Below are 22,232 nucleotides of genomic sequence, written 5' to 3'. Positions count from 1 at the left end.
AACCCATGGCCATCGCTCCTTCCAACCGGTAGAGAGAAAAGAAGATGCTTGCATACGAGCCTAGCGTATGATGAGGGATATTTCAAATGCGAAGCCTTTACACGAGGTGTGCCACCGGATATACCCACCTCTATGCAGCGGGACCACGAAGAGAGAGCACGGGACGACCGGCTGGTCTTGCCCCTCCTCATGCTCTTCGGCGCGGTCCTGTATCTGCTCTTGATGAACCTCTACCTGACGCTCCCCGCCGGCCAGGCGCGAGACTCCAACGACCTGAAGCTCTACCACGCCGTCGCCGGCGCCATGCTGCGGGGGGAGATTCCCTACCGCGACTTCTTCATCGAGTACCCGCCGGGTAGCCTGCTGGCCTTCCTGCCGCCGGCCCTCTTCGCCGCGGACAGGGCCGCCTACTCGCTTTACTTCGCCTCCGAGATGGCGCTCGTCCTCGTGGCGGGCATGATCCTGACCGCGCTCTCCACCCGCCGCCCGTCCCAGGCGGTGGAGAGCGCTCTGGTCTTCGCCCTCGGCGCGCTCATCCTCTACCCCGTCTCGACGGCACGCTACGATCCGGTCGTCGCGCTGACCCTGGCCGCGGCGGCGGCCTGCGCCGCCAGGGGGCGCTCACTGCCGGCCTTCGCCGCGCTGGGCTTCGGGGCGGCGGCGAAGATCGTCCCGGCGCTGGCGGTCTTCCCGCTTGCCGCTCTCGGTGGGGTCCGGCGCCTCCGGCACGCCGGGCTCGGCTTCGGCGTCTTTTTGCTCGTCGTCGCGCTGTTCCTCGTGCCCGCCGGTCTCCTGGGAGGGCAGGGGCTCGCCGCGAGCTTCGGCTATCAGGCGGAGCGCGGGCTGCAGCTCGAGAGCCTGGCCTCCTCGGCGCTGCTCGCGCTCGGCGCGGTGCGCCGGGTCGGCTTCTCGTATGGGGCTTTCGAGGTGCACGGCGGATGGGTCGACCTCGCCGTCTCCCTTAGCTTCCCGCTGACGGCCGCGTTGCTCTCGGTGTGCCTCCTCCTCCTGTGGCGCCGCCACGGACCCGGGGGGATGCCGCCCGCGCTTTTCCCCCGCTACGCTGCGGCGTTTATACTCGCGTTCATGCTCGGCTCGAAGGTCCTCTCGCCGCAGTACATGATCTGGCTTTTGCCCCTCGTACCGCTCGGCGCTGAGGGGGCCTTCGGGGTTTTCCTCTCGGCCGTCTTCCTTACGGCCTGCTATCTCACCACCCAGATATACCCCTTCCACTACCATCAGCTCGTGGTGGGACACGAACCCGAGGTGATGCTGCTGCTCGCCCGCAACGTGTTGCTCGTGATCCTGTGGGTCGCCCTGCTCCTCGCCCCGACCGGGAAGAGGGCGGGATGAGAGGGGGGACGCACCGCGGGAGGCCCCTCACGCTCGTGGTGCTCTTCGGGTGCCTGCTCCTGGCCGCCGGGTTCGCCGGCAGGCCCGAGATGAGCGCGCGGCAGGCCGAGCAGAAGGCGTACTACGTGCCGGCCGTCCACGAGTACGTCACCCGGCCGACGGTGCAGCCCCGCGCCGTCTACGACCCGGTGGACGGCGAGTGGAGGGTGGATCTCGTCGAGCAGACCTCCGGCAAGACGGTCGCCCGGCTCCTGGTCTCGGATGCGACCGGGCGGGTGATCAGAGTCGAGATCACACCGGCGGCGAAGCGGGTCTCCTACCCCACGCTCTCCCGCGGGGAGGCGATAAAGCTCGCCGCCGCGAACCCGAAGGTGCGCGCGGAGCTCTCACGCCACCCCTCCCATACCGCGGAGGCCAGCTACGAGAACGGCCGCTGGAAGGTGAGCTTCTGGAGCACCTCGGGCGGGAAGAGCCGGGAGATCGCAGAGGTCGAGATCGACGACCGCACCTGGGCCCTGGAGCACGTCTATACCGGGGCGCAGGTCTTTTGGCAGATGGCCCGCGGGGAGAGCTGGGCCTACGGCGGACCGGCGAACTACTGGTACGTGTGGGGTCCGTTCGCGCTGCTCTTCGCGGTGGCTTTCCTGCGCAACGATCGGCTCTTCTCGCTCCGGACGCTCGACGTGGCGGCCCTGCTCGGTTTCCTCGTCTCCCACGCCTACTTCCGGCAGGGGATCGTACACCCGGCGGTCCTGCTCTGGTACCCGCCGCTCGTCTACCTCTTCCTGCGCACCCTGCTCATGGGCTTCGGGGTGGGGGAGAGGGTCGAGCGGACTTCTAATTTCCCCGCCCCGGTCCTCTTCGCGCTCGGGGTGGCGGCGAGCGGGGTTCTTCTCTGGCTCAACCTGGGCTCGCGGGTCCTCGACGTGGGATACGCCGGGGTCGCCGGGGCCGACCGCATCATGCACGGCGTCTCTCCCTACGGTCACATGCCGTCAGACGTGGCGAGCGGCGACACCTACGGTCCGCTCAACTACCTGCTCTACGTGCCCTTCGTCTACCTCTTCGGCTACTCCGGGCACTGGGACTATCTCCCCGCCGCGCACGCGCTGACGATCTTCTCCTACGTCGTCGGGGCGCTGGCGATGATGTTCTGCGGCTACCGCTTCGCGGGTATGAAAGGGGCCGGGGCGCTCTTTCTCGCCTGGTCCGCCTACCCCTACACCCTCTACGCGACGAACAACGACACCAACGACGTGCTCGTCGCCGCCGCGCTCGCGGTCGGGCTCGCGCTGGTGAGCTCTCCGCTGGCCCGCGGGGCCGTCATCGGCGCCGGCCTCGCTATAAAGCTCTTCCCGCTGATGCTCGGCCCCCTCTGGCTCTTCTACGAGCGCCGGCTGCGGCCGGGGCCCCTGATCGACTTCGCCCTCGGAGGGCTCGCCGTCCTGGTCGGCTCGTTCTGGGTGCTCCTGCTGGGCGGGAACGGCCCGATCGAGGCCGCGAAAACCTTCTACGAGCGGACCTTCGCCTTCCAGAACGGGCGCGTGACCCCCTGGACGATCTTCACCCAGGTGCCGCTTCTGGAGCCCCTGAAGTTTCCGCTCACGCTCGCGCTGGGGCTGCTCGCGCTGCTGGTCGCCTACTTTCCCCGCACCATGACCGTCCGGCGGCTCGCGGCCCTCTCCGCGGCGCTCGTCGTCGGTTTCCAGCTCGTATCGAGCTACTGGTTCTACGCCTACATAACCTGGTTCGAGCCGCTGGTCTTCCTGGCGTTGTTGCCGAAGACGAACGAGAAGAGCGCGCTCGATGTCCCTCCGGAGAGGCTCGCCGAGGACTCCGCCTAGGCCTGCCGCTCCTCGCGTTCCCTGCGCCACCTTTCGAGACGCTCCCTGATCTCTTTTTCCGCCCCCCGTTTCTTGGGTTCGTAGTAGATGGTCCCCGAGAGCTCTTCCGGGAGATACCGCTGGTTCATCCCCTCCCTGCCGCTCGTGTGCAGGTATTCGTAGCCCTCTCCGTAGCCCTCCTTCCGCATCAGGGTGGTCGGGGCGTTCCTCAGGTGCAGGGGCACCTCGGGCGTGATCCCGGAGCGCACGTCCTCGAGCGCCCGGCCGATCCCGGCGTAGGCGGCGTTGGACTTCGGGGCGGCGGCCAGGTAGGTCGTGGCCTGGGCGAGCGGGATTCGCCCCTCGGGCATCCCGACGAGGCGGACGGCCTCGGCGGCGGCCACCGCGAGCGGCAGCGCGTGCGGGTCGGCGTTGCCGACGTCCTCGGAGGCCAGGATCACGAGCCGCCGGGCGATGAAGACCGGATCCTCTCCGGCCTCTATCATGCGGGCGAGGTAGTGGAGCGCGGCGTCCGGGTCGCCGCCGCGCACGCTCTTTATGAACGCGCTTATCACGTCGTAGTGCTCCTCGCGACCGTAGCGGGGGCCCCTCGTGCCCGCCGCCCGCTCGACGTCGGAGAGCGACACCTTCCCGCCTTTCACGGCCGCCTCCAGCGTGTTGAGCAGCCTCCGGCCGTCCCCGCCCGAGAGCCGGATCAGGGCCTCCCCGGCCTCCTCCGAGACCTCCGCGCCGAGCACGCGGGCACCCCGACGTACCAGCTCCTCGAGCGCCTCCTCGGGGAGCGGCCGCAGGCGCAGCACGCGCGAGCGGCTGAGCAGCGGGGCGGTCACCTCGAAGGAAGGGTTCTCGGTCGTCGCCCCGATGAAGTCCACCAGTCCTTCCTCGAGCGCGGGCAGGAGCGCGTCCTGCTGGGCCTTGTTGAAGCGGTGCACCTCATCGACGAACAGGAGCGTCCCGCGTCGCTCGTACTTGAGGCGCTCGCGGGCCTCCCCGAGCGCGCCTCTGAGCTCGCGGACCCCGCTCTCCACCGCGCTCAGGGGGACGAACTCCTCCTCGACCTCCCGGGAGAGGATACGCGCGAGGGTGGTCTTACCGGTGCCCGGAGGCCCCCACAGGATGATGCTCCCGAGACGTCCGCTCCGGACGGCATCGGCGAGGGGACGTCCCTCGCCGGTGAGGTGTTCCTGCCCGAGCACCTCGCCGAGCGACCGCGGACGCAGCCGCTCGGCGAGCGGCGCCCTGCGGGAGAGCTCTTCTTCGCCTCCGGAGTCGAAGAGGTCCACGGGACGAGTATATCCTTCCCGGGTTCAGCCGCCGGTGCCCGTGCGGCGGTCCGGGAGCTCTTCGATCACCCTTCTGAGGGCGGAGGCGACCTCGGGATCGAACTGCGTGCCGGCGTGGCGTTCGATCTCCGCCAGGGCCTCGTGCGGGGAGATCCTGTACTGGTAGGGCCGACCGCGGGTCATCGCCTCGAACGCATCGGCCACGAAGACGATGCGGGCGGCGAGCGGGATCTCCTCTCCCCGCAGCCCGTCCGGGTACCCGCGCCCGTCGAGCCGTTCGTGGTGGTGGCGGACGGCCGGGATGACATCCTCCAGACCGCCGGCCGCCTCGAGGATCCTGGCCCCCAGCACTGGATGGCTCTTCATGGCCTCGTACTCCTCGTCCGTCAGGGGGCCTTCTTTGAGCAGGATCTCGTCGGGTATGCCTATCTTGCCGACGTCGTGCAGCAGGCCGCCGAGCGAGAACAGCTCGACCTCCTCGCGCCGCAGGCCCATGACCTCCGCCATCCGCCGCACGAGGCTGGAGACGACCCGCATGTGCGCCCCGAGGTAGGGCATCTTGACCTCCGACGCCTCGACGAGCGCCGCTGCGGTCCTGTTCGTCTGCTCCGCGGCGGGGAGGATGGTATGCCAGCGCGACCCGCCCTTGGCCTCCTCGGCAGCGGCACGGGCCCGTTCGATGAGCTCGCCGGGATCCTCTCCACCGCGGCTCAGAACGTACCCGACGGAGGCCGAGAGCGGGGTGCGGGAGCCGGAGGTGAGCCGGTCCACGGTCTGCTGGACGAGACGGGAGGTCCTGTTGGCCCGCGCCCGGCTGGAGCCCCGCAGGAGCACGGCGAACTCGTCGCCCCCGCAGCGGAAGGCTTCCAGCTCGAGCCTCTCCAGGCTGCGTGCGATATCCTTGAGCAGGAGGTCTCCGGCGGCGAGCCCGTGGGCCCGGTTGTAGCGACGCAGCCCGTTTATGTCCGCGGCCAGCAGCGTGACCTGACGCTCCCCGGAGAGTTCGGAGGAGAGCGCCCGGTGCAACGAGGAGTACCCCGGAAGCCCCGTGAGGTGGTCTCTGCCTCCCGCGGCCCGCGTCCGGTTCTTCTCCAGGGCCGGCGCGACCTGAGCGGTCAGCATCTCGAGCGCCCGCTCGTCCGCCGGGCTGGACTCCATGCCCCCGATCACCAGGGCTCCGGACGGCTCGGAGCCCGCCGGGGCGAAGGGGACGGCGAGAAATCCCCGCATGCCGCAGACCTCTTCCTCGCTCCTGACCACCCTTCTCTCCCGGCAGCTCCACAGCAGGAGCTTCTGGATCTCCGGGTGCCACCAGTTGGGGTAGGCCTCGCGCTCGTCGGCGGTGAACGTGCGGTGGCTGGCGCCGTCGAGCAGCGCGGCGTGCGCGTAGGGGGCTCCGGTTAGCGCGCTGGCGGTCTCCGCGGTCCACTGCAGCACGCTCTCGAGGCTGAGGTTGGTCAGCAGGGGGGCGAGCCGCACGAGGAGCTCGAGCTCCCTCTCCTCCTGCTCGTGGCTCTCGCGCAGGGCTTCCGAGAGCTCCCGCTCCCTCCTGGAGGCTTCCTGCAGCTTCATGCTGGTCGCTGCGGCGAGGCCGAAGACGAAGAGTATGGTGGCGGCCCGCACCCCGAGCCCGGGGGTGAGGGTGCGCTCACCCTGTGCCAGCGAGGCGGCGAGATACCCCGCCATCAGCACCGGTCCCGAGAGCAGGACCTTCTCCGCCTGCTCGAAGCGGGAGAGGCCGAGCGCGGAGATCAGGTAGAGCACGAAGAACCAGGAGTCCGCCCCACCGGTGCCGAAGACGACCAGGCTCGCGCAGAGCGCGTCCGCCGCAGCCCAGAACAGGGGCTCCCGCACGAGCGGCCCGGGCCGGCCCCAGGCCCTCGAGATGCCGAGCGGGATGGCGAGCACCGCCCCCAGGTAAGCCCACCACGCGGCTTCGACCGGCCATCCGGCCCCGAGCAGGGTCAGCACGGCGCCCGCCACGAGCACCCTGATCAGACCAGGCCCGGGCGAGCGCGCACTCTCCAGATCAGCCATACCGAACCGCCGACGTCATCAAGCCGCCCCCCTCCACAAGGGCATTGGCGCCAATTAACAAATTATCTTCTCTCTTCCTCGAAAAGGCAAACGAGTTTTCTTTTCTCTTTCTCATGCGCCTCGCCTCAGGCTACCCGGGCGTGGGGGCTCGGGGAAGGCGAAGCGGGGGGCGGAGGCGTCTCCGTAGCCCTCCGGCTCGGTGTCGAGGATGCGCAGGAGGGCCCGCACCACGGAGGCGTCGAATTCCTCTCCGGCGCCGGCGACGAGCCTCGACCGTGCCTCCTCGGGAGGGAGTCCTTTTCTGTGCGGGTTCTGCAATACGAGGGCGGCGTACGCCTGGGCCACGGCTATTATCTTCGCTTCCAGAGGGATCCAGGGGCCGCGTAGTCCGTCGGGATATCCCCGACCGTCGGGACGCTCGTGGTGCCACAGGACCCAGGAGGCCATCTCCTCGAAACCAGGCACCGGCGAGAGGAGCTCCGCCCCCCGGGAGGTGTGTTCGGCGAGCTCTCCCCGAGGGGTGGGTTCGAAGCGCGAGGCATCGAGGAGCAGCTCGCTCTCAAAGCCGGACATCCCGATGTCGTGCAGGAGGGCCGCCAGCCTCACCTGAGCGGCTCTGGCTTCGTTCAGACCGAGCTCCAGCGCGAGATCCCTGGCGTAGACCGCCGTCGCGGCGGCGTGGCGGTGGGCGTATCCGTCCCGGCGGCCGAGCTCGAGGATCATCGTCGCCGCGAACCACAGGTTGGCCTTCGAGAGGGTCTCCTCGAGCGTCCTCACCCGGCCCTGCAGGGCCCGCAGCCGCTCCGTCTGTGAGCGTGCGCGGGAGGCCAGTATCCGGCTCAGCGCGGCGCCGACGAGAGCGACCCCGGCTGCGGCCGGCTCGTAGGCCGCGAAGGCGACCATGGCCAGGGACGCCGTCAGGACCGCGGCGGCGTGGGCGGGCAGGTAAGGCTGGACGGACTCGCGCCATGAGGCCACGACCGGACGTCCCTCCCTCACCCGCAGAAGAAGCAGCCCCGCCGCATCCCGGCTTGCGATCAGCACGACCCCGGCGAGGAACGTCCCGTAGAAGATCGCCGGGGCCGGGCGTGGGGTGCCGAGGAGGAACGGCTCGTAAAACGGTATGAAGGCCATCCCGGCCAGGCACGCCGCGATCACGGTGGAGGCGGCCTCGCAGGACGCCCGCCACCCGTCGCGGGAGGCCGTGAAAAAAGCCGCGGGGAGCGCGGCTGCGGAGGTCCAGATCGGCCCGAGGAGGGCGAGCGCGCACACGAGCACGACGTCTTGAGGGCCGATACCGGTTCTTGCTCCGGTCTCCCCGGGGAGGAAGCGCAGGACGGCTGCGAGCCCGGCGAAGAGGATGACTCCGCCGAAGAACCGTCCACCGGACGGGACACCGTACCAGTAGACCCATGAGGCGACCAGCGTCACGGCGAAAGCCGTGAGCGTCGACAGGCAGGTTCTCAGGTGATCCTGGCCCAATCTACGCCTCTCGTGAGCGAGTAGGGAACATCGCGGTCGCCCGTTCGCCCTCATCCCCGGATGAGAACTCATGATACACGATCGGGCCTGCGTCTGGCGACTTCACCTGGGAATGATCGGCCGCGCGGGCCTGGAACTTTAGCCGCTCTTGGCGGGAGACAGGGAGAGCAGGACGATCGTGGCGGCGAGGGCGAAGGCGGTCGCGATGCCTGCGATCAGGTACGTGTGGGAGGGGCCCGTGGCGTCGGTCAGAAGCCCGCCGAGAGGGTACGCCACCGCCTCTCCGATACCGAAGCCCAGGAACCTCACCGAGAAGACCCTCCCGAGGAAGTTCTCCGGGACGCTGGTCTGCAGGATGGTGTCGCAGGTCACGTTGTCCACGCCGTTCGAGAGGCCGGCGAGCGTGATGGCGGCGAGCACGAGCGGGAACGTCGGGGAGAGTCCGGCCCCGCAGAGCGCGACGGCGTACCCCAGGAGGGCCGAGAGGTAGACCGGGATCAACCTCACCCTCTCCGCCACCGCGGCCATCAACCCGCTGCCGGCGACCATGCCGACCCCGTAGAGGCTCACGAGCACGCCGTAGCCTTCGGTACCCGCGCCGAAGTGCCGGGCCAGGAAGATCTCCGCGGGCGTCGTCAGGTCGGTCGTGAAGACGATGAGCGAGGCCCCGATGACCACCGCGAGCGGGATGCGAGAGAGCGCGAGGTAGCCGAGGCCGGACCGGAACTCCCCGAAGAAGCTCGCCGCTCCCTCCCGGCTCGGGCGGGAGAAGGGGACCATCGCGAGGAAGAGCGCGGAGACGAGAAACGAGATCGCGTCGAGCGCGAAGGCCACGTCCAGACCTGCTGTCGCGATCAGGACGCCGCCGAGCGCGGGACCGACCGAGATCGAGGCGCTGAAGGTGCCGCTGATGATCGAGTTGGCGCGGGTGAGGTTGCCGCCGGCGACGACGCCCGGGAAGGCGGCCCGGATCGTCGGGTTGAAGAACGTCTTGGCGAGCCCGAGGAGGAAGACCATCACGTAGAGGGCGAAGAGGTCCCGGGTGAAGATGATTCCGAAGGTCAGCGCCGCGCGTGCGAGGTCGCTGCCGACCAGGATCGCCTTGCGGTCGAGCCGGTCGGCGAGGACCCCGACGAAGGGCCCGGCGAGCGTCGGCAGCAGACGGGCCACCAGGATGCCGCCGACAGCGGATGCCCTCCCGCCGAGCTCCGCCGCCAGCACGACCAGCGCAACCATGGAGATCGCGTCGCCGAGGAAAGAGATTGCCTGTCCCGTCCAGAGCCTGACGAAGCCCCGGTTTCTGAGGAGGGATTCTTCCGGCCGATCCACCTCCACCCCCGTCGGTGCGCATAGAGTCTCTAACTAGGCATCATCATGTTACGCCAGTCGTGTGCCGAGGGCAAAGCGCCTTTATCTGGGGGTGGAGGAGCCGCGGTATCGCTCGTCGTGCTCGCGCCGCTGGCGGTCCATCCGGCGGGCCGCCTCGAGCACGTCCTCGGGGCTGAGGCTCCTGAGCGCGCCGGTCTCGAGCACCTGCTCTACGGAGTGCTCGGGTATCCTCATCCATCCCGCGGCGTGCTCCACGGGCAGCGGCCTGCCCGCCAGGCGGCAGAACAGCCACACGGCCCATCTCCCCGCGCCGAACCCCGCCAGGAACCTCACCAAGACGCGACCACCTCCGTGTCAGAGCCTGCCATGCGGGAATTCTAGCCCAGGGCGGTCCGGCGGGCGGCTTGAGATACAATGGTCCAAATGGGGCACGGCGGCGGTACGGACGATTTCTACGAGCTGGTCGAGAGGGCCATGGAGAGCATCCCCCCCGAGCTCACGGCGCTGCTCGAGAACGTGGCGATAGTGGTCGAGGACTGGCCGAACCTCTCCTCCCCGCTCGCCCCGGGCTCGAACGACCTCTACGGGCTCTACGAGGGGATCCCGGTCAGCCGGCGCGGCGCGGGCTACGGAGCGCAGCTGCCCGATAGGATCACGATCTTCCGCGGCCCGCTGGAGCGGGATTTTCCGCCGGAGGAGCTCGAGGAGCAGGTCCGCATCACCGTGATCCACGAGCTGGCGCACCACTTCGGGATAGACGACGGGCGGCTCGAGGAGCTGGGGTGGGCATGAAAGCGGCGGGGGGGTCGGTGCGGATCGAACGTCACATCGACGCGCCGGCCGACCGCGTCGCGCGCTACATCGGCGATTTCCGCAACGCCCGGGAGTGGATGGTCGGTGTGGAGGCCGTGGAGAGGCTCGACGGGGAGCGCTACCGGCTGTACCTCGAGACCCCGGTGGGCAGGATGGAACCTGAGGCGAAGATCACCGAGCGCGGCGAGGACCGCATCCGCTGGATCTACACCTCGGTCGTCGATGGCGGGGGGGAGGTGGTCGTGCGTCCCGACGGGGAGCGCGGCTGCGTGGTCTCCTACAGCGGACATTTCCGGCTCCGACGCGGCCTTCTCGACCGGGCGGCCCGGCTCGTCGGGGCCGAGAGGTTCGCCCGCAGGAACGGTGAGCGCTCGCTGGAGCGCCTCAAAGCGCTCATGGAGGCGCGCGGGTGATGAATGGTGGCTCTGAGGGAGGAGTCCGGTAGGTGATTGGTCCATTCGAAGTTCTCGTCTTCGCCTTCGTGGTCTTCGTGGTGCTGGGGCCGCGCAGGATCTCGCGGATGACGCGCTCCACGATCCGGGGCACGAGGGACTTTTTGGACGAGCTCGGCCGCGCGAAGAGGGAAGAGATAGGCGAAGAGGAGAAGGAGCGGCGCCCCTAGAGGAGTCGCAGGTGCCACTCGCCGTCGAGGCGGGCGTTCGGATCCTCTCGCAGCAGCTCCTCCGGGAGCTCCTCCCCCTCCGAGAGCAGGCGTACCGTCCCTTCCTCGGGGAGGACCTCGTAAGTCCGGCAGGAGAGGCCGGCCCAGCGGAAGCTCACCACCACCGGTGGTGGCACTCCTGCTCCGAAGGTGAGCCTCACCTCTGGCCTGCCGAAGGACTTGGCGATGGCTCCGACCTCCCTTGCCGCCTCTCGGGAGCCGCTGAAGGCTCTGGCGGCCGCCTCGATCCTCTTCCCGGGGTCCGTGAGCGTTGAGAGGAGTGACTCGAGCTTATGCAGCCGGGAGCGCAGGGTGGCGTTCTCCTCCTCGAGCCGGGCGAGCTTTCGCCGCAGGTCTCTCGTCTCCTCGTCCCTGCGGCGAAACAGGGAGCCTCGCCTCTCCCTGAGAGAGCTGAGCTCCCTCTGCACGGCCTCCCGGTCGGCCTTCGCCTCGTCGGCCTCGAGCCGCAGGGCGGCGAGCTCCTCGTAGAGGTTGCGCAGGTGCTCCTCCCGGGCCTCGAGGCGGGAGCGCAGCTCCTCCGGCTCCACTCCGGCTAGTCCTCGTCTGTGGAGTCCGGCTTCCCGCGGGCCGCGCGTCCGGCGCCGCCGGGAGCCTTCTCCTCCCCTTCCTTCCCGGCTTTCTTCGGGGGCTCTTCCTGCTCCTCCGGGGGTTTGGGGAGCCCCGTGATCTCGTGCACCTTTTCGAAGAGCTCCTCGGGGGAGGGGCGTTCTTCTAGCCAGGCGTGCGCTATGCGGCGGTCCTTGCCCACGATGAAGGTCGCCGGCCGGGCGTAATCCCCGTGTTCACGGTCGCGCTCCAGAAGCCCCCACTCGGTGACCCACTCCCGGGTGTAGTCGTAGAGGACGTAGGATTTGATGCCGGTCTTGCGCCAGAACTCACGCGCCTCGTCCGGCTCGGCCACGCCGATGCCGACGATGGTGCCGAGCGCGAGGTTTATGTCGTCTTCCTTCTTCGCCAGCGCCCGGAAGTATTCTGCGTCCTCCTCCGACCACGGGCGGTAGAAGGCGACCACGACGGGTCCCCGGACGGTGCGCAGGCTGAGACGCAGCCTGCCTCCCTGCGCGCTCTGCAGGTTGAAGTCCGGGGCCTCCTCGCCAACCTTCGGGATCGCTGCCTTCGTGCGTGCCACCTTCGAGATCCTCCTTGAGCCGTGTGGGCCGCTTCCGTAGCATCCATATTACAGCAGCTTCCGGTGCGGTCTCCCCCTGTGGTACCTTTCCCCGGATGGACGAGGGTTTCTTCCGGAGGTGACCGCACCCTGAAGCTTCTCATGACCCACGGCTACATGTTCTCCGGCTCGGGGAGCAACGTCTACGTGCAGAACCTCTGTCGGGCGCTGGTGCGCGGGGGACACGAGGTGCACCTGCTCTGTCAGGAGCCCGACCCCCTCTCCTACGACTTCGTGGACGCCCACGCCACGGCGGACGCGGGTGGGACCGGGGTGCTCGGCGAAAGGAGCACGCCGTACCCGGGACGCTGCGTGGTCTACAACCCCGTGATCGGAGACCTCCTGCCGGTCTACGTCTACGACGAATACCCCGGCTGGCGGGTGAAGACCTTCCTGGATCTCACGCAGGAAGAGCTCGACCTCTACCTCGAGGCGAACGCGGCCGCGCTCGAGACGGTCGCGCGCGAAAGCGGGGCTCCGGCCGCCGTCACCAACCACTCGGTCCCCGGCCCTCTCATAGCCCGCCGGGCGCTCGGGGGTCTCGGCGTACCCTACGTGAGCATCGTGCACGGCAGCTGCCTGCAGTACGTGGCGAGGAGGAGCCCCCTTTACATGGAGCTGGCCCGCGAGGGGCTCGCCGGGGCAAGGCGCATCCTCGCCCTCTCGCGGCACAGCGCCGGCACGATCGCGGAGGACTTCCCGCATCTCGCCGGGAGGACCATCTCCTTCCCGGGCGGGGTGGACACCGACCTCTTCCGCCCCGACGCGCTCGACCCCGCGCTCCCCCGAGAGCTTCGCGGGGGGGCGGGGCGTGGCCCGGAGCAGGCCCGCGCGCTCCTCGAGCTGCAGGAGCGAGGCCCAGAGACCCCCGGCGAGCTCGCGGAGCGTCTGGCCTCCATCGCCGCCACCTACGACGCCCGTGCCCACGACCGGGACGCGGGTGAGAGGCTGGAGCGTCTTTTCGCGGCCGACGGGCCGCTCGTCGTCTACGTCGGCAAGCTCATCCACTCCAAGGGGGTGCACGTCCTGCTCCAGGCTTTTGCCCGGGTCAGGAGGAGGACCGGGGCCCGGCTGCTCGTCGTCGGGTTCGGGACCTTCCGGGAGGCGCTGCAGGCGCTCACGCTCGCGCTCGGGACCGGAGATGGGCGCCTGCTCTCGCTCGTCGCGCGCTCCGGGCGGCTCCTCGAGGGAGGCGTGGAGGCCCCTCTGGAGCACTTCGAGCCGGGGCCGGGGCTGCTGCGCGAGGCGGAGGGGATGCACGAGGACGTCGAGTTCATCGGGCCACTCTACCACGAAGACCTCGCGCGGCTGCTCCCGGCGGCGGAGGTGTCCGTGGTGCCCTCGATCTTCCCGGAGACCTTCGGGCTCGTCGCCGCCGAAGAGGCGGCGAGCGGGGTGGTGCCCTTCGTGGCGAACCACTCCGGCCTCTCCGAAGCCGCGGCGATCATCGGGAAGGGACTTCCCTTCCCGCTCGCGGTGGGGATGGAGGATTTTGGAGAGAACCTGGCCCGCGCCCTGATAAAGTATCTTGGGCTTCCGGAGGAGGAGCGCCGGCTGAGCCGCGAAACCGTGCGGCGCAACTGCGTCGAGCATCTCGGATGGGAGAGGCTCGCCGGACGTCTCGTGAGGCTCTGCGCCGGAGAGGAGTAGGTTTTTGGGAGATCTGCAGCGCGTACTGCTCGATTTCGGTCTCATCCTCGGTGCCGGGCTCGTCTCGCAGCTCGTCGCCAGGATCGTGAGGCTGCCGGAGATGATCGTCATGATCGCGGCCGGCGTTCTCATCGGTCCCGCGGTGCTCGGGGTCGCCTCCAACCCTTTGGGCGGGGTGGGGGCTCAGCTCCTGTTCAACGCCGGGGTCGCGATGATCCTGTTCCACGGCGGGGTCGGGGTCTCGCTCAAGGTCATCTCGCGCGTCGCGTTCGGGCTCGGGATGCTGGTGTTGCCCGGCGTGCTCATAACCGCCTTCATCGTCGCGCTCGCGGTCGCGGGGGTCTTCGGGGTGGGTTTTGCGGTCGCGCTCATGGTCGGGGCGATCCTCTCGGCCACCGACCCGGCCATCCTGATCCCGCTCTTCGACCGGCTCAACATCCGTCCCAAGATCTCGCAGACCCTGATCTCGGAGTCGGCCTTCAACGACCCCATAAGCACGGTTCTGGCGCTGGCGCTGGTGGGGACCGTGCAGTCCGGGAGCTTCACCCTCTCGGACACCTTCTTCGGGTTCGTCGAGGAGATGGTGATCGGGACCGCGATCGGGCTCTTCGCCGGGTTCTTGCTCGCCTACCTGGTCTCCACGACGACCCGCTGGGGGATCTGGGACGAGGCCCCCGGCGTGGCGATACTCGCGGTGGTGGCGCTCGCTTACTTCTCGAACGAGGCGGTGGGGGGCTCCGGGTACCTGGCCGCGTTCGTGATGGGGCTCGTGGTCGGCAACATGGGCGATCTCAGGCTCGGCAGGAGGCTCGGGCTCGGGCAGGACGAGGTCCACGCCCGCCGGCTGGAGAGCTTCGTGGCCCAGATCGCCGAGATCGCCACCGTGCTGATCTTCGTCACCCTCGGGATAAACCTGCCCTTCGACGCGCTCTCGAAGTACTTCCTCGGGGGGCTCGTGGTGATGGCCGTCTTCATCTTCGTAGCCCGGCCCGTCACGGTGCTCGTCTCCCTGCTGCCGGATCGCAGGGCCCGCTGGAGCCGGGACGAGCTCCTCTTTTTGTGCTGGTCGCGCGAGACCGGGGTCGTGCCGACGGCGGTGGCGAGCCTGCTGCTCGCCCAGGGGGTGAAGGGGGCGGACATCGCCGTCTCGATGGTCGCGCTCGCGGTCTTCGCCACGCTCTTGCTCCAGGCCACCACCGCTGCCCCGCTCGCCCGCCGGCTCGGTTTGATCGAGGGCACACCGGCGGATGCCGGGTAGGGCATCTGGGATACAATCCTCTAGGAGAAAGGCGGCGACCCGAGGAAGCCATGGTACAGCTCACAGACAGCTACGACAGGAAGATCGACTACCTGAGGATATCGGTCACCGACCGGTGCAACTTCCGCTGCCAGTACTGCATGCCCGAGGACATAAAGTTCCAGGATAAAAGCGAGCACCTCACGCTCGACGAGATGCTCACCTTCGCCGAGGCGTGCCTCGCTTTAGGGATAACCAAGGTGCGCGTGACCGGCGGCGAGCCGCTGGTTCGCAAGGGCGTCGTCGACTTCGTGGGCGGCCTGAAGTCGCTCGGCTTCAAAGAGGTCACGATGACGACCAACGGTTTTCTCCTCCGGGACAACCTGGATGCCCTGGTCGAGGCCGGGCTCGACAGGATAAACATCTCCCTCGATACCTTGAAGCCCGAGAAGTTCGCGTTCATAACCCGCCGCGACCACTTCCAGAGAGTCTGGGACGCGATAATGGCCGCGCTCGAGACACCCTTGTCGCCGGTGAAGATAAACGCGGTGGCGATGCGGGGGATAAACGACGACGAGATCGCGGACATGGCCCGGCTCACGCTTCGCTACCCGCTGCACGTGCGCTTCATCGAGCTGATGCCCTTAAACGGCGACACCGACGGCACCCGCTTCCGCAAGCTCTTCATCTCGGGGCGCGAGATCCTCGAGCGGGCGCAGGAAGAGCTCGGCGAGCTCGAACCAGTCGAGAAGGAGGACCCGGCCGCCCCGGCCGACGAGTTCAGGTTCGCCGGCGCTCCGGGCAACTTCGGAGTCATAACCCCGGTCTCCGAACCTTTCTGCGCGATGTGCTCGCGCCTGAGGCTCACGGCCGACGGCAAGATCCACCCCTGCCTGCTCACCGACCTGGACGTGCCGGTGAAGGATGCGATCCGCTCTCCCGACCCGATCCCGGCCATACACGAGGTTCTCTGGCACGCCGCCCGCATAAAGCCCCCGGCGGGGCAGACCCTCCCCGAGGAGTCGCGGCGGCGGACGATGAGCCAGATCGGGGGCTAGAGAGCCGGTTCTCTCTTCGGAGTCTGCGGGTGAGGAAGGGTGCGCCCAGGTCCTTCCTCCGTGGGAGCCCCGGCGTGGCGGCCGTGTAGACCATGTGGTGTAGTGCGTCGACGGCGACCTCCTTCATCCCCCACCGTGTCAGCGGGGGCGTGACACCGAGAGCCGGCAGCATCACCTGTTCCGCGCCCCAGACGAGCGCGAAGTGAGCTGTGGTCGCCGCGGGCCACGAGAGGCCGGAGGCAGCGATCAGCCCACGAACGCCTCCCCAGCCGATGCCGTATCCCCAGTGGACGAGGTTCGAGAAGCGTGCTTTTGCCCCTTCGTCCACCGGCTCGACCCCCAGGATTTTCGCCGCTGCCCGGGCGGGCGTCGAGCTGGCACCCCGCCCCCGGAGTCTCGCCTCGACGGTGCTCGATACCGTCATCGCTGCGGTGCCGGCGACTCCGGCGAAGATCCCTTTGCCCAGGTTCGCCGCGGTGTCTGCGAGTTTCACGCATCGACCCCCTTGCAAGTGTGGATTGTGGGTGCGGCGGATATGAAGAGGGCGGCCGGGATGTGATCCTCGAAGCTCCCGGCCGCCCTACGTGTCTCAGATCCCCAGCTTCTCGCTGATCCGTCTCTGGTCGAAACCCACTATCACCTCACCGTCTATGACGGTGGTTGGGGTAGCCTGCGACCCCATGCGGACCATGGCCTGCATGGCGTCCAGGTCGGCGCGGATGTTCTTCTCTGTGAACTCCACACCTCTCCGGGAGAGAAACTCCTTCTCCTGTTGGCAGGCCGAACACCCGGGCTGGGTGTAGACGACGATCTCGTGCTGCTCCACGTTCTCACTCCTTTCGATATCTTCCCGGACGGGCGGTGGAAGGACGAACCTCAGAAAGTGATCACCTGATAACCTTCGGAGACCAGCTTCTGCAGGCTGGGGTGCCCCCTGTAATCCCTGAGCAGGGTGACGCCGCTGCGTTCGATCTGGTCCTTGACGCCGAAGGCGCTGGCGCAGTACCCGCAGGCGCCGGCTATCTGGTCCTTGGCCATCTCGAAGGCCTTGTTGTATTTGTTGCCGGGATCGGAGAGTTCCGGGATCCACTTGGTCCCGGCTCCGTCGAAGATGATCTTCGCTTCATCGCCGGCTTCCTTGAATTCTTGGGCGGAGGTGAGGGCGTTCGCCAACCGGCCCAGGTCTCCGTGCGTCTCGGTGTCCGCAAGCACCACGATGGCTACTTTGGCCACTTGCGATACCTCCTTTTCCGGCTTCTCTGGTTTGTCTTCTCCACCCATACCGACTGCATGAAGAGAAGTTTTCTTACCGGGTTGCTGGCAATGACGTGGAAGGAGGGGCCCGGCCGGGCCCCTCCTTCCACGTCGCTCGTCCCCTGTCGGCCGAGTTCATCCTCCATTTCTGCCCGGGGTTCCCCTGGCACTCAGTAACAAGCCCAGCACCGTGCCGAAGAAGAAGGTGTGGGCGAAGAACTGCACCACGGGGTTGGCCATCGCGAACCAGGAGAAGGCGAGCGGCGCGATTACGTAGAAGTTGACGATCCAGAGCACCAGCCCGAAGACGGTCGCCGCACCGACGAGCCTCAGGCGGTTGCCGTGCAGGAAGCTCACGCCCCAGACAAACGCCCCGAACACCACCCCGTAGATCATCGAGAGGAACATGTGGATGGCCAGACCCACCGGGACGATGGTGGAAAGCCCGATCATCGGTTTCGGCGTGGGGAGCGCCTCCTTGCCGAGCCCGATCGCCCCGATCATCATGAGGGGGGTGAAGAAACCCTGGCCCATGATCGCAGCCACCACCATCTCGAAGGCGGCGAAGATCACGCCCGCGATGAGCCCCCCGATCAGACCGGCGATCACCCACCTTCCCGCCGTGGTCCGGACTCCTTGGCTTGCCGTGCTCATGATTCTCCTTCCCGCGTTTGCCCGCATAAAACGACCTTTCGTCTACGTTGACGACGCGGTTGGAACTTTTCTTACCTGACTTTGCGGAGCTCGTCCGGGGTCTCTTCTGCTCCCCGGGCGCTCGAAGAGCCTGGAAGGTGGCCCGACGTTTCGGGCTACAATGGTCCGAGTGCGGAGAGGTCCATGAGAGAGCGGAGCAACGAAGAGTGGCTCGCGGCGCTGCGAGGTGCGCGTCGCGAGGAGGCGGTGGCCGATCTTCGGGTGGTGCTGGTGCGTGGGCTGAAGGCGGCGTTTGCTGGCCGAGGAAGAGGTGAACTCGAGACCTCCGTCGAGGATCTGGCCCACGAGGCCCTGATGAAGGTACTGGACAACCTGGACTCCTTCAGGGGCGAGAGCCGCTTCACCACCTGGGCGCAGAAGATCGCCATCAGGGTGGCGTTCACCGAGCTCAGGCGGAAGCACTGGCGTGACGTCTCCCTGCAGGATGTGCTGGAGAAGGGGGAGTCCCGCTTCTCCGGGCTGGATACGGTGGTCGATAGCGCTCCCACCCCCGAGGAGACGGCCACCCGACGGCTGATGCTGGAGACGTTGGGGCGCTTCATCGAGGAGGAGTTGACCGAGAGACAGCGCCGGGCCCTCGTAGCGGTGATCCTCGGCGGCATGCCCCTGGAGGAGGTGGCCAGGCGCATGGGTACCACGAGGGGGGCGCTCTACAAGCTGCTGCACGACGCGCGCAAGAAGCTCAAGAAGAGGATCGAGGCGGAGGGGTTCTCCATCGAAGAGGTGCTGGGGGTGGACGACGAGAGGTAACGGAGAGCGGTATGATCGCGTCTGAAGAGGAGAGCTTGCGAAGGAAAGCGGTGTTTTGAACTCAGACGATCTGGACAGGCTGGCACGCGCGATCGGCGGGACCTCCGAGGAGGAGATCGGCTGCGACGAGTGTTTCGAACAGCTCGACCGTTTCGTGGAGATGGAGCTGGCCGGGCTGGATGCCGCGGAGGCCATGCCGCTGGTGAAGGATCACCTGGAGAGGTGCGGCGATTGCCGGGAGGAGTTCGAGGCCCTGCTCGCGGCCTTGCAGGCGGCGAGGGGCTCCAGCCCGGTGAGGTCTGTGTGGGGGAGGCTGCGCCGGATCTTCGGCGTGGGGTGAACGGTCGGGGAAGATCGGCGCCTTTCGCTGCTGAGGCGAAGTAAGAGATCCGTGCGCCGGGGCGTCGGGACCTTGTAGAGGCTCGGCGGCCGTCGCGGGGTGTCCGCGTACCTGCCGCGGGCCGTTCGCGATGGAGGCTAATGTCTTTGCGAGGTGGACGCTTTGAGGGAAGAGCTGCTGGAGACCCTGGACACCGCCTCGTGGAGGCCTGTCCATACCAGGATCACGCTGGCCCTGGGGGTGGCGTGGCTTCTGGATGCGTTCGAGGTATCGATAATCGGGTCGGTGCTGCCGACGATCGCGCAGCAGTGGGACCTCTCCGGCCTGCAGGGCACCTCCCTGATAGCCGTCTGGCTCGTGGGCATAATGGCCGGAGCACAGGGGGCGGGGGTTCTGGCTGACCGGTTCGGTAGGCGCAGGCTCTTCCTGGTCACTCTGACCTTCTATGCCACCTTCACGCTGCTGAGCGCTTTCTCCGTCGACTACCCGATGCTCATGGTTTTACGCTTTCTCACGGCTCTGGGCGTCGGAGCGGAGTACTCGGCGATCAACGCCGCCATAAGCGAGTTCATCCCGGCCCGCTACCGGGGACGGGCGAACGCTGCGGTGATGAGCTTCTGGGGTGCGGGCGCGCTCGTGGCCGCCGGAGTGGGCGCCGTGGTGCTCGCCGCCCTGCCCGCAGGAGTGGGCTGGCGGGTGGGGTTCGCGGCCGGCGCGGTGATGGCGCTCGTGGCGCTGCTCGCTCGCCGGACGCTCCCGGAGTCCCCCCGCTGGTTGCTGCGCCGGGGAGAGACCGGCAAGGCTGGCGAGATCGTAGAGCGGATCACGGGCGTTCGTATCTCCGCTCCTGATAGAGGTGTCACTTCCGGAGAGTTTCGGGCTTCCGTCGGGGAACTTCTGCGGCGGGTGCCTGGTCGTACGGCTCTGGGAGCGGTCCTGGATTTCTCCGAGGCGAGCGGTTACTACGGGCTCTTCGCGTTCTTCGCCGTACTGGTGACGGCGGCTTCTGGGATACCCGCCTCGCGGGTGCCGGCGTACTTCGCGGGGGGAAGCGCCGGGGCTCTCGCCGGAGGGGTGCTCGCTGCGGCGGTCATGGACCGTTTCCCGCGGGCAACCACGGTGACCTCGGCGTACGTGCTGGCCGCCGCGAGCCTGGGGGTACTCGGGCTCGCGGCGGCCGCGGGTGGTCCGGAGGCTGTGATGTGGGCGTTTTTCCTGGCCAACGGGACGGCCACCGCCGCCTGGGTCTCGGCCTATCCGACCTTTACCGAGCTGTTCCCCACCCCGCTGCGTTCGACGGGGGTCGGGTTCTCGGTCTCGGTGGGCAGGGTCGGGGCGGCGCTCTCCTCGATGGGGCTCGCCGCGGTGGCCTCGGCGTTCAGCCTGACGGCGGCCTTCGGGCTGCTCGCGGGGTTCTGGCTCCTGGGGGCGGCCGGGATGTACGTGTGGAGCCGGAGCGGAGGGCCGGAGGGCTGCCGGGTGCCCCTGGAGCGGCTCGAGCCGGAGATTTACGAGAGGAGGGCTGGCTGATGCGAGTGGTCGAAGAGTGGACCGAGCACGAGAAGATCGCCGTCTTCGGCGGCGTGTACAACAACGCGCTCTCGCTCGAGGCGGTGATCCGGGACGCGAAGGATCGGGGGGCGGGAGCCCTCTACTGCCTGGGGGACCTGGGCGGCTACGGTCCTCACCCGGACAGGGTGTGGCCGCTCTTGCTCGAAAACGGTGTGCGGTGCATCGCCGGCAACTACGACCTCTCCATCCGGGAGGATCGTCCCGATTGCGGCTGTGGTTACACCGACGAGCGGGACAACCTCTACGCTCAGATCGCCTACGCCTACACCCGGAAGAACACCTCCGATGAGTTCAGGGAGTGGATGTGGACCCTGCCGGATCAGATCCTGCTGCACATGGGCGAGAAGACCCTGAGGATGGTGCACGGGAGCCCATTCGCGGTCAACGAGTTCTTGTGGGAGTCCACGCCGGACGAGGTCATCGAGCACCACCTGGAGGCGGCTGGAGCGGATGTCCTGCTGTGTGCCCACACGGGGCTTCACTGGCAGCGGGAGGTGGGCGGGAGGAAGGTGGTGAACGTCGGTGCCATCGGCCGCCCAGCGAACGACGGGCGTACGGAGGTCTGGTACGCGCTGTTGAGCAAGGAGGGGGGCGAGGTGGGCGCGGAGTTCGTCCCGGTGTCCTACGATCACGAGGAACTCGCCCGGCAGATGCGTGAGGAGGGGCTTCCGGAGCCGTTCGTCGAGACGATACTGACCGGATGGTGGACGAGCTGTCTGGAGGTGCTGCCTCCCTACGAGCGCTCCCGGGGACGCTTCCACCTCTACAGGGAAGCTGCGGAGATCGAGGTTGGAGAAGGGCTCTCCTGGGGCGAGGCCGCCACCCTGCCGGACGACGGAAGGGATGTGGTTTCGATCTTCGGCACCCCGTTGTTCCCAGCCCACCTATGGGTCTATGCCAACTACGACTGCAACTTCAGCTGCCGCTACTGTTCCGTGGGCTCCAACCCCCATGTCAGGAGGCGGGCCTTCGGGATCGAAGAGTTCGAACGCCTCGTGGAAGAGGCCGAAGATCTGGGCTTCAGGCAGCTCTACTTGACCGGTGGGGAGCCGTTTTTGCTCCCCGAGCTCGGAGAACTCGTGGCGCGGGCGGTCTCGCGGATGCCCACCACCGTGCTCTCGAACGCCACGCTGTTCGGGGCGCCGAGCAAGCGCAGGGTGCTGGAGCGTTTCGCCGGAGAGCCCGGTTTCTCTCTGCAGGTCTCCGTGGACGGCGGCATCCCGGAGCTGCACGACCTCTACCGGGGCCCGGGGAGCTGGAGGCGAGCGATGGAGGGTATAAAGATCGCCCGCGAGATGGGGATCAGGGTGCGGGTCGGGACGACCGAGACACCGAAGAACGTGAAGGGTATCCCAGTCCTGCGGGAGATGCTCGCGGAGATCGGGGTGGCTCCCGAGGACCACGTGGTGCGGCCCCTGGTGAGGCGGGGTGAATCGGGGGAGGGGATGGAGATAGAGGGCTCGATGCTGGTGCCCGAGCTCACCGTCTCCACCGAAGGGGTGGCCTGGCACCCGGCCGGGGTCAACGATGCGGGGATCACGGACCTCCTGGTGAGCGAGGAGATCTTCCCGCTGCGAAGGTCGGTGGAGAGGGTTGTGGAGCGTTTCCTGGAGTACCGGCAGCTCGATGGCTCGCTCCCCCGTGCCTACCACTGCGCGTAGCGCCG

General features: G+C 68.1%; 22 protein-coding genes. 12 read left to right on the top strand and 10 right to left on the bottom strand.

Going from position 1 to position 22,232, the window contains the following annotated elements; genetic code table 11:
- Positions 1 to 132 precede the first annotated feature (132 nt).
- A complete protein-coding gene (locus AC6EKW_RS07130; RefSeq protein ID WP_498514039.1) occupies positions 133 to 1,353 on the top strand; it encodes a glycosyltransferase 87 family protein in 1,221 nt (406 codons plus the stop codon).
- Entirely contained in the window at positions 1,350 to 3,197 is a 1,848-nt protein-coding gene (locus AC6EKW_RS07125; protein ID WP_498514038.1) for a glycosyltransferase 87 family protein, read from the top strand. Before AC6EKW_RS07130 ends, AC6EKW_RS07125 begins: the two co-directional genes overlap by 4 nt.
- Here the strand turns inward: AC6EKW_RS07125 and AC6EKW_RS07120 are convergent.
- The 5 genes from AC6EKW_RS07120 to AC6EKW_RS07100 all read right to left on the bottom strand — a co-directional run bounded on the left by AC6EKW_RS07120 (position 3,194) and on the right by AC6EKW_RS07100 (position 9,664).
- Entirely contained in the window at positions 3,194 to 4,480 is a 1,287-nt protein-coding gene (locus AC6EKW_RS07120) for a replication-associated recombination protein A (RefSeq protein WP_273888678.1), read from the bottom strand. The two genes, AC6EKW_RS07125 and AC6EKW_RS07120, sit on opposite strands and share 4 nt — an antisense overlap.
- A 24-nt stretch (positions 4,481 to 4,504) precedes the next feature.
- Positions 4,505 to 6,517 carry an HD domain-containing phosphohydrolase gene (locus AC6EKW_RS07115; protein ID WP_498514037.1) on the bottom strand — a complete coding sequence of 671 codons (2,013 nt, stop codon included), beginning with the start codon at positions 6,515 to 6,517 and terminating at the stop codon, positions 4,505 to 4,507.
- A 111-nt stretch (positions 6,518 to 6,628) separates the two neighbouring features.
- Positions 6,629 to 7,999, bottom strand: a complete 1,371-nt coding sequence (locus AC6EKW_RS07110; RefSeq protein ID WP_498514036.1) for an HD-GYP domain-containing protein — start codon at positions 7,997 to 7,999, stop codon at positions 6,629 to 6,631.
- Positions 8,000 to 8,137: 138 nt separating this feature from the next.
- A complete protein-coding gene (locus tag AC6EKW_RS07105) occupies positions 8,138 to 9,328 on the bottom strand; it encodes an MFS transporter (RefSeq protein ID WP_498514035.1) in 1,191 nt (396 codons plus the stop codon).
- Between the two features lie 81 nt (positions 9,329 to 9,409).
- Positions 9,410 to 9,664, bottom strand: a complete 255-nt coding sequence (locus AC6EKW_RS07100) for a hypothetical protein (protein ID WP_273888683.1) — start codon at positions 9,662 to 9,664, stop codon at positions 9,410 to 9,412.
- Positions 9,665 to 9,742: 78 nt separating this feature from the next.
- Between AC6EKW_RS07100 and AC6EKW_RS07095 the strand changes: the two genes are divergently transcribed.
- From AC6EKW_RS07095 to AC6EKW_RS07085, 3 genes are read left to right on the top strand one after another with little or no spacing between them, the layout of a single operon-like run.
- Entirely contained in the window at positions 9,743 to 10,120 is a 378-nt protein-coding gene (locus AC6EKW_RS07095) for a metallopeptidase family protein (protein ID WP_498514034.1), read from the top strand.
- Positions 10,117 to 10,554: an SRPBCC family protein gene (locus AC6EKW_RS07090; protein WP_273888791.1), complete on the top strand. Its 438-nt coding sequence runs from the start codon at positions 10,117 to 10,119 to the stop codon at positions 10,552 to 10,554. Before AC6EKW_RS07095 ends, AC6EKW_RS07090 begins: the two co-directional genes overlap by 4 nt.
- Positions 10,555 to 10,586: 32 nt before the next feature.
- Positions 10,587 to 10,763 carry a twin-arginine translocase TatA/TatE family subunit gene (locus tag AC6EKW_RS07085; protein ID WP_273888685.1) on the top strand — a complete coding sequence of 59 codons (177 nt, stop codon included), beginning with the start codon at positions 10,587 to 10,589 and terminating at the stop codon, positions 10,761 to 10,763.
- Here AC6EKW_RS07085 and AC6EKW_RS07080 read toward each other — a convergent pair.
- Positions 10,760 to 11,350, bottom strand: a complete 591-nt coding sequence (locus AC6EKW_RS07080) for a hypothetical protein (protein WP_273888686.1) — start codon at positions 11,348 to 11,350, stop codon at positions 10,760 to 10,762. The genes AC6EKW_RS07085 and AC6EKW_RS07080 overlap by 4 nt on opposite strands.
- Positions 11,351 to 11,355: 5 nt before the next feature.
- Positions 11,356 to 11,952 (bottom strand): peroxiredoxin family protein, encoded by a 597-nt coding sequence (locus AC6EKW_RS07075; RefSeq protein ID WP_273888687.1) that lies wholly within the window; start codon positions 11,950 to 11,952, stop codon positions 11,356 to 11,358.
- A gap of 141 nt (positions 11,953 to 12,093) precedes the next feature.
- Here AC6EKW_RS07075 and AC6EKW_RS07070 point away from each other — a divergent pair, with 141 nt between their 5' ends.
- Genes AC6EKW_RS07070 through moaA form a run of 3 tightly spaced genes read left to right on the top strand, consistent with a single transcriptional unit; the run spans position 12,094 to position 15,936 of the window.
- The gene (locus AC6EKW_RS07070; RefSeq protein ID WP_273888688.1) at positions 12,094 to 13,641 is read left to right on the top strand and encodes a glycosyltransferase; all 1,548 of its coding nucleotides are present in this window, start codon (positions 12,094 to 12,096) and stop codon (positions 13,639 to 13,641) included.
- A gap of 4 nt (positions 13,642 to 13,645) precedes the next feature.
- On the top strand, positions 13,646 to 14,899 hold the full coding sequence (locus AC6EKW_RS07065) for a cation:proton antiporter (protein WP_498514033.1): 1,254 nt from the start codon (positions 13,646 to 13,648) through the stop codon (positions 14,897 to 14,899).
- Between the two features lie 50 nt (positions 14,900 to 14,949).
- On the top strand, positions 14,950 to 15,936 hold the full coding sequence (gene moaA / locus AC6EKW_RS07060; protein WP_273888691.1) for a GTP 3',8-cyclase MoaA: 987 nt from the start codon (positions 14,950 to 14,952) through the stop codon (positions 15,934 to 15,936).
- Positions 15,937 to 16,525: 589 nt separating this feature from the next.
- Here the strand turns inward: moaA and AC6EKW_RS07055 are convergent.
- The 3 genes from AC6EKW_RS07055 to AC6EKW_RS07045 all read right to left on the bottom strand — a co-directional run bounded on the left by AC6EKW_RS07055 (position 16,526) and on the right by AC6EKW_RS07045 (position 17,844).
- Complete coding sequence (locus AC6EKW_RS07055) at positions 16,526 to 16,762, bottom strand: glutaredoxin family protein (RefSeq protein WP_273888692.1); 237 nt, start codon at positions 16,760 to 16,762, stop codon at positions 16,526 to 16,528.
- A 50-nt stretch (positions 16,763 to 16,812) separates the two neighbouring features.
- Positions 16,813 to 17,169 carry a DsrE family protein gene (locus tag AC6EKW_RS07050; RefSeq protein WP_273888694.1) on the bottom strand — a complete coding sequence of 119 codons (357 nt, stop codon included), beginning with the start codon at positions 17,167 to 17,169 and terminating at the stop codon, positions 16,813 to 16,815.
- Positions 17,170 to 17,325: 156 nt separating this feature from the next.
- Positions 17,326 to 17,844 carry a hypothetical protein gene (locus tag AC6EKW_RS07045; protein ID WP_498514032.1) on the bottom strand — a complete coding sequence of 173 codons (519 nt, stop codon included), beginning with the start codon at positions 17,842 to 17,844 and terminating at the stop codon, positions 17,326 to 17,328.
- Positions 17,845 to 18,027: 183 nt separating this feature from the next.
- Here AC6EKW_RS07045 and AC6EKW_RS07040 point away from each other — a divergent pair, with 183 nt between their 5' ends.
- From AC6EKW_RS07040 to AC6EKW_RS07025, 4 genes are all read left to right on the top strand, one after another.
- Complete coding sequence (locus AC6EKW_RS07040; protein WP_273888696.1) at positions 18,028 to 18,654, top strand: RNA polymerase sigma factor; 627 nt, start codon at positions 18,028 to 18,030, stop codon at positions 18,652 to 18,654.
- 55 nt (positions 18,655 to 18,709) lie between these two features.
- A complete protein-coding gene (locus AC6EKW_RS07035; protein WP_273888698.1) occupies positions 18,710 to 18,994 on the top strand; it encodes a hypothetical protein in 285 nt (94 codons plus the stop codon).
- A gap of 162 nt (positions 18,995 to 19,156) precedes the next feature.
- Complete coding sequence (locus AC6EKW_RS07030) at positions 19,157 to 20,524, top strand: MFS transporter (protein WP_498514031.1); 1,368 nt, start codon at positions 19,157 to 19,159, stop codon at positions 20,522 to 20,524.
- Entirely contained in the window at positions 20,524 to 22,227 is a 1,704-nt protein-coding gene (locus AC6EKW_RS07025; protein ID WP_498514030.1) for a radical SAM protein, read from the top strand. Before AC6EKW_RS07030 ends, AC6EKW_RS07025 begins: the two co-directional genes overlap by 1 nt.
- Positions 22,228 to 22,232 lie beyond the last annotated feature (5 nt).

The sequence above is a fragment of the Rubrobacter sp. M3-4 genome (assembly GCF_059772285.1).
The sequence above is the reverse complement of the archived record's forward strand: the minus strand, read 5'-3'. Positions and strand labels throughout refer to the sequence as shown.

Bases quoted from the DNA above. Each gene is read 5' to 3' on its own strand.
- AC6EKW_RS07130 (WP_498514039.1), top strand. From the start codon at position 133: ATGCAGCGGGACCACGAAGAGAGAGCACGGGACGACCGGCTGGTCTTG.
- AC6EKW_RS07125 (WP_498514038.1), top strand. From the start codon at position 1,350: ATGAGAGGGGGGACGCACCGCGGGAGGCCCCTCACGCTCGTGGTGCTC.
- AC6EKW_RS07115 (WP_498514037.1), bottom strand. From the start codon at position 6,517: ATGGCTGATCTGGAGAGTGCGCGCTCGCCCGGGCCTGGTCTGATCAGG.
- AC6EKW_RS07095 (WP_498514034.1), top strand. From the start codon at position 9,743: ATGGTCCAAATGGGGCACGGCGGCGGTACGGACGATTTCTACGAGCTG.
- AC6EKW_RS07090 (WP_273888791.1), top strand. From the start codon at position 10,117: ATGAAAGCGGCGGGGGGGTCGGTGCGGATCGAACGTCACATCGACGCG.
- AC6EKW_RS07070 (WP_273888688.1), top strand. From the start codon at position 12,094: ATGACCCACGGCTACATGTTCTCCGGCTCGGGGAGCAACGTCTACGTG.
- moaA (WP_273888691.1), top strand. From the start codon at position 14,950: ATGGTACAGCTCACAGACAGCTACGACAGGAAGATCGACTACCTGAGG.
- AC6EKW_RS07045 (WP_498514032.1), bottom strand. From the start codon at position 17,844: ATGAGCACGGCAAGCCAAGGAGTCCGGACCACGGCGGGAAGGTGGGTG.
- AC6EKW_RS07040 (WP_273888696.1), top strand. From the start codon at position 18,028: ATGAGAGAGCGGAGCAACGAAGAGTGGCTCGCGGCGCTGCGAGGTGCG.
- AC6EKW_RS07025 (WP_498514030.1), top strand. From the start codon at position 20,524: ATGCGAGTGGTCGAAGAGTGGACCGAGCACGAGAAGATCGCCGTCTTC.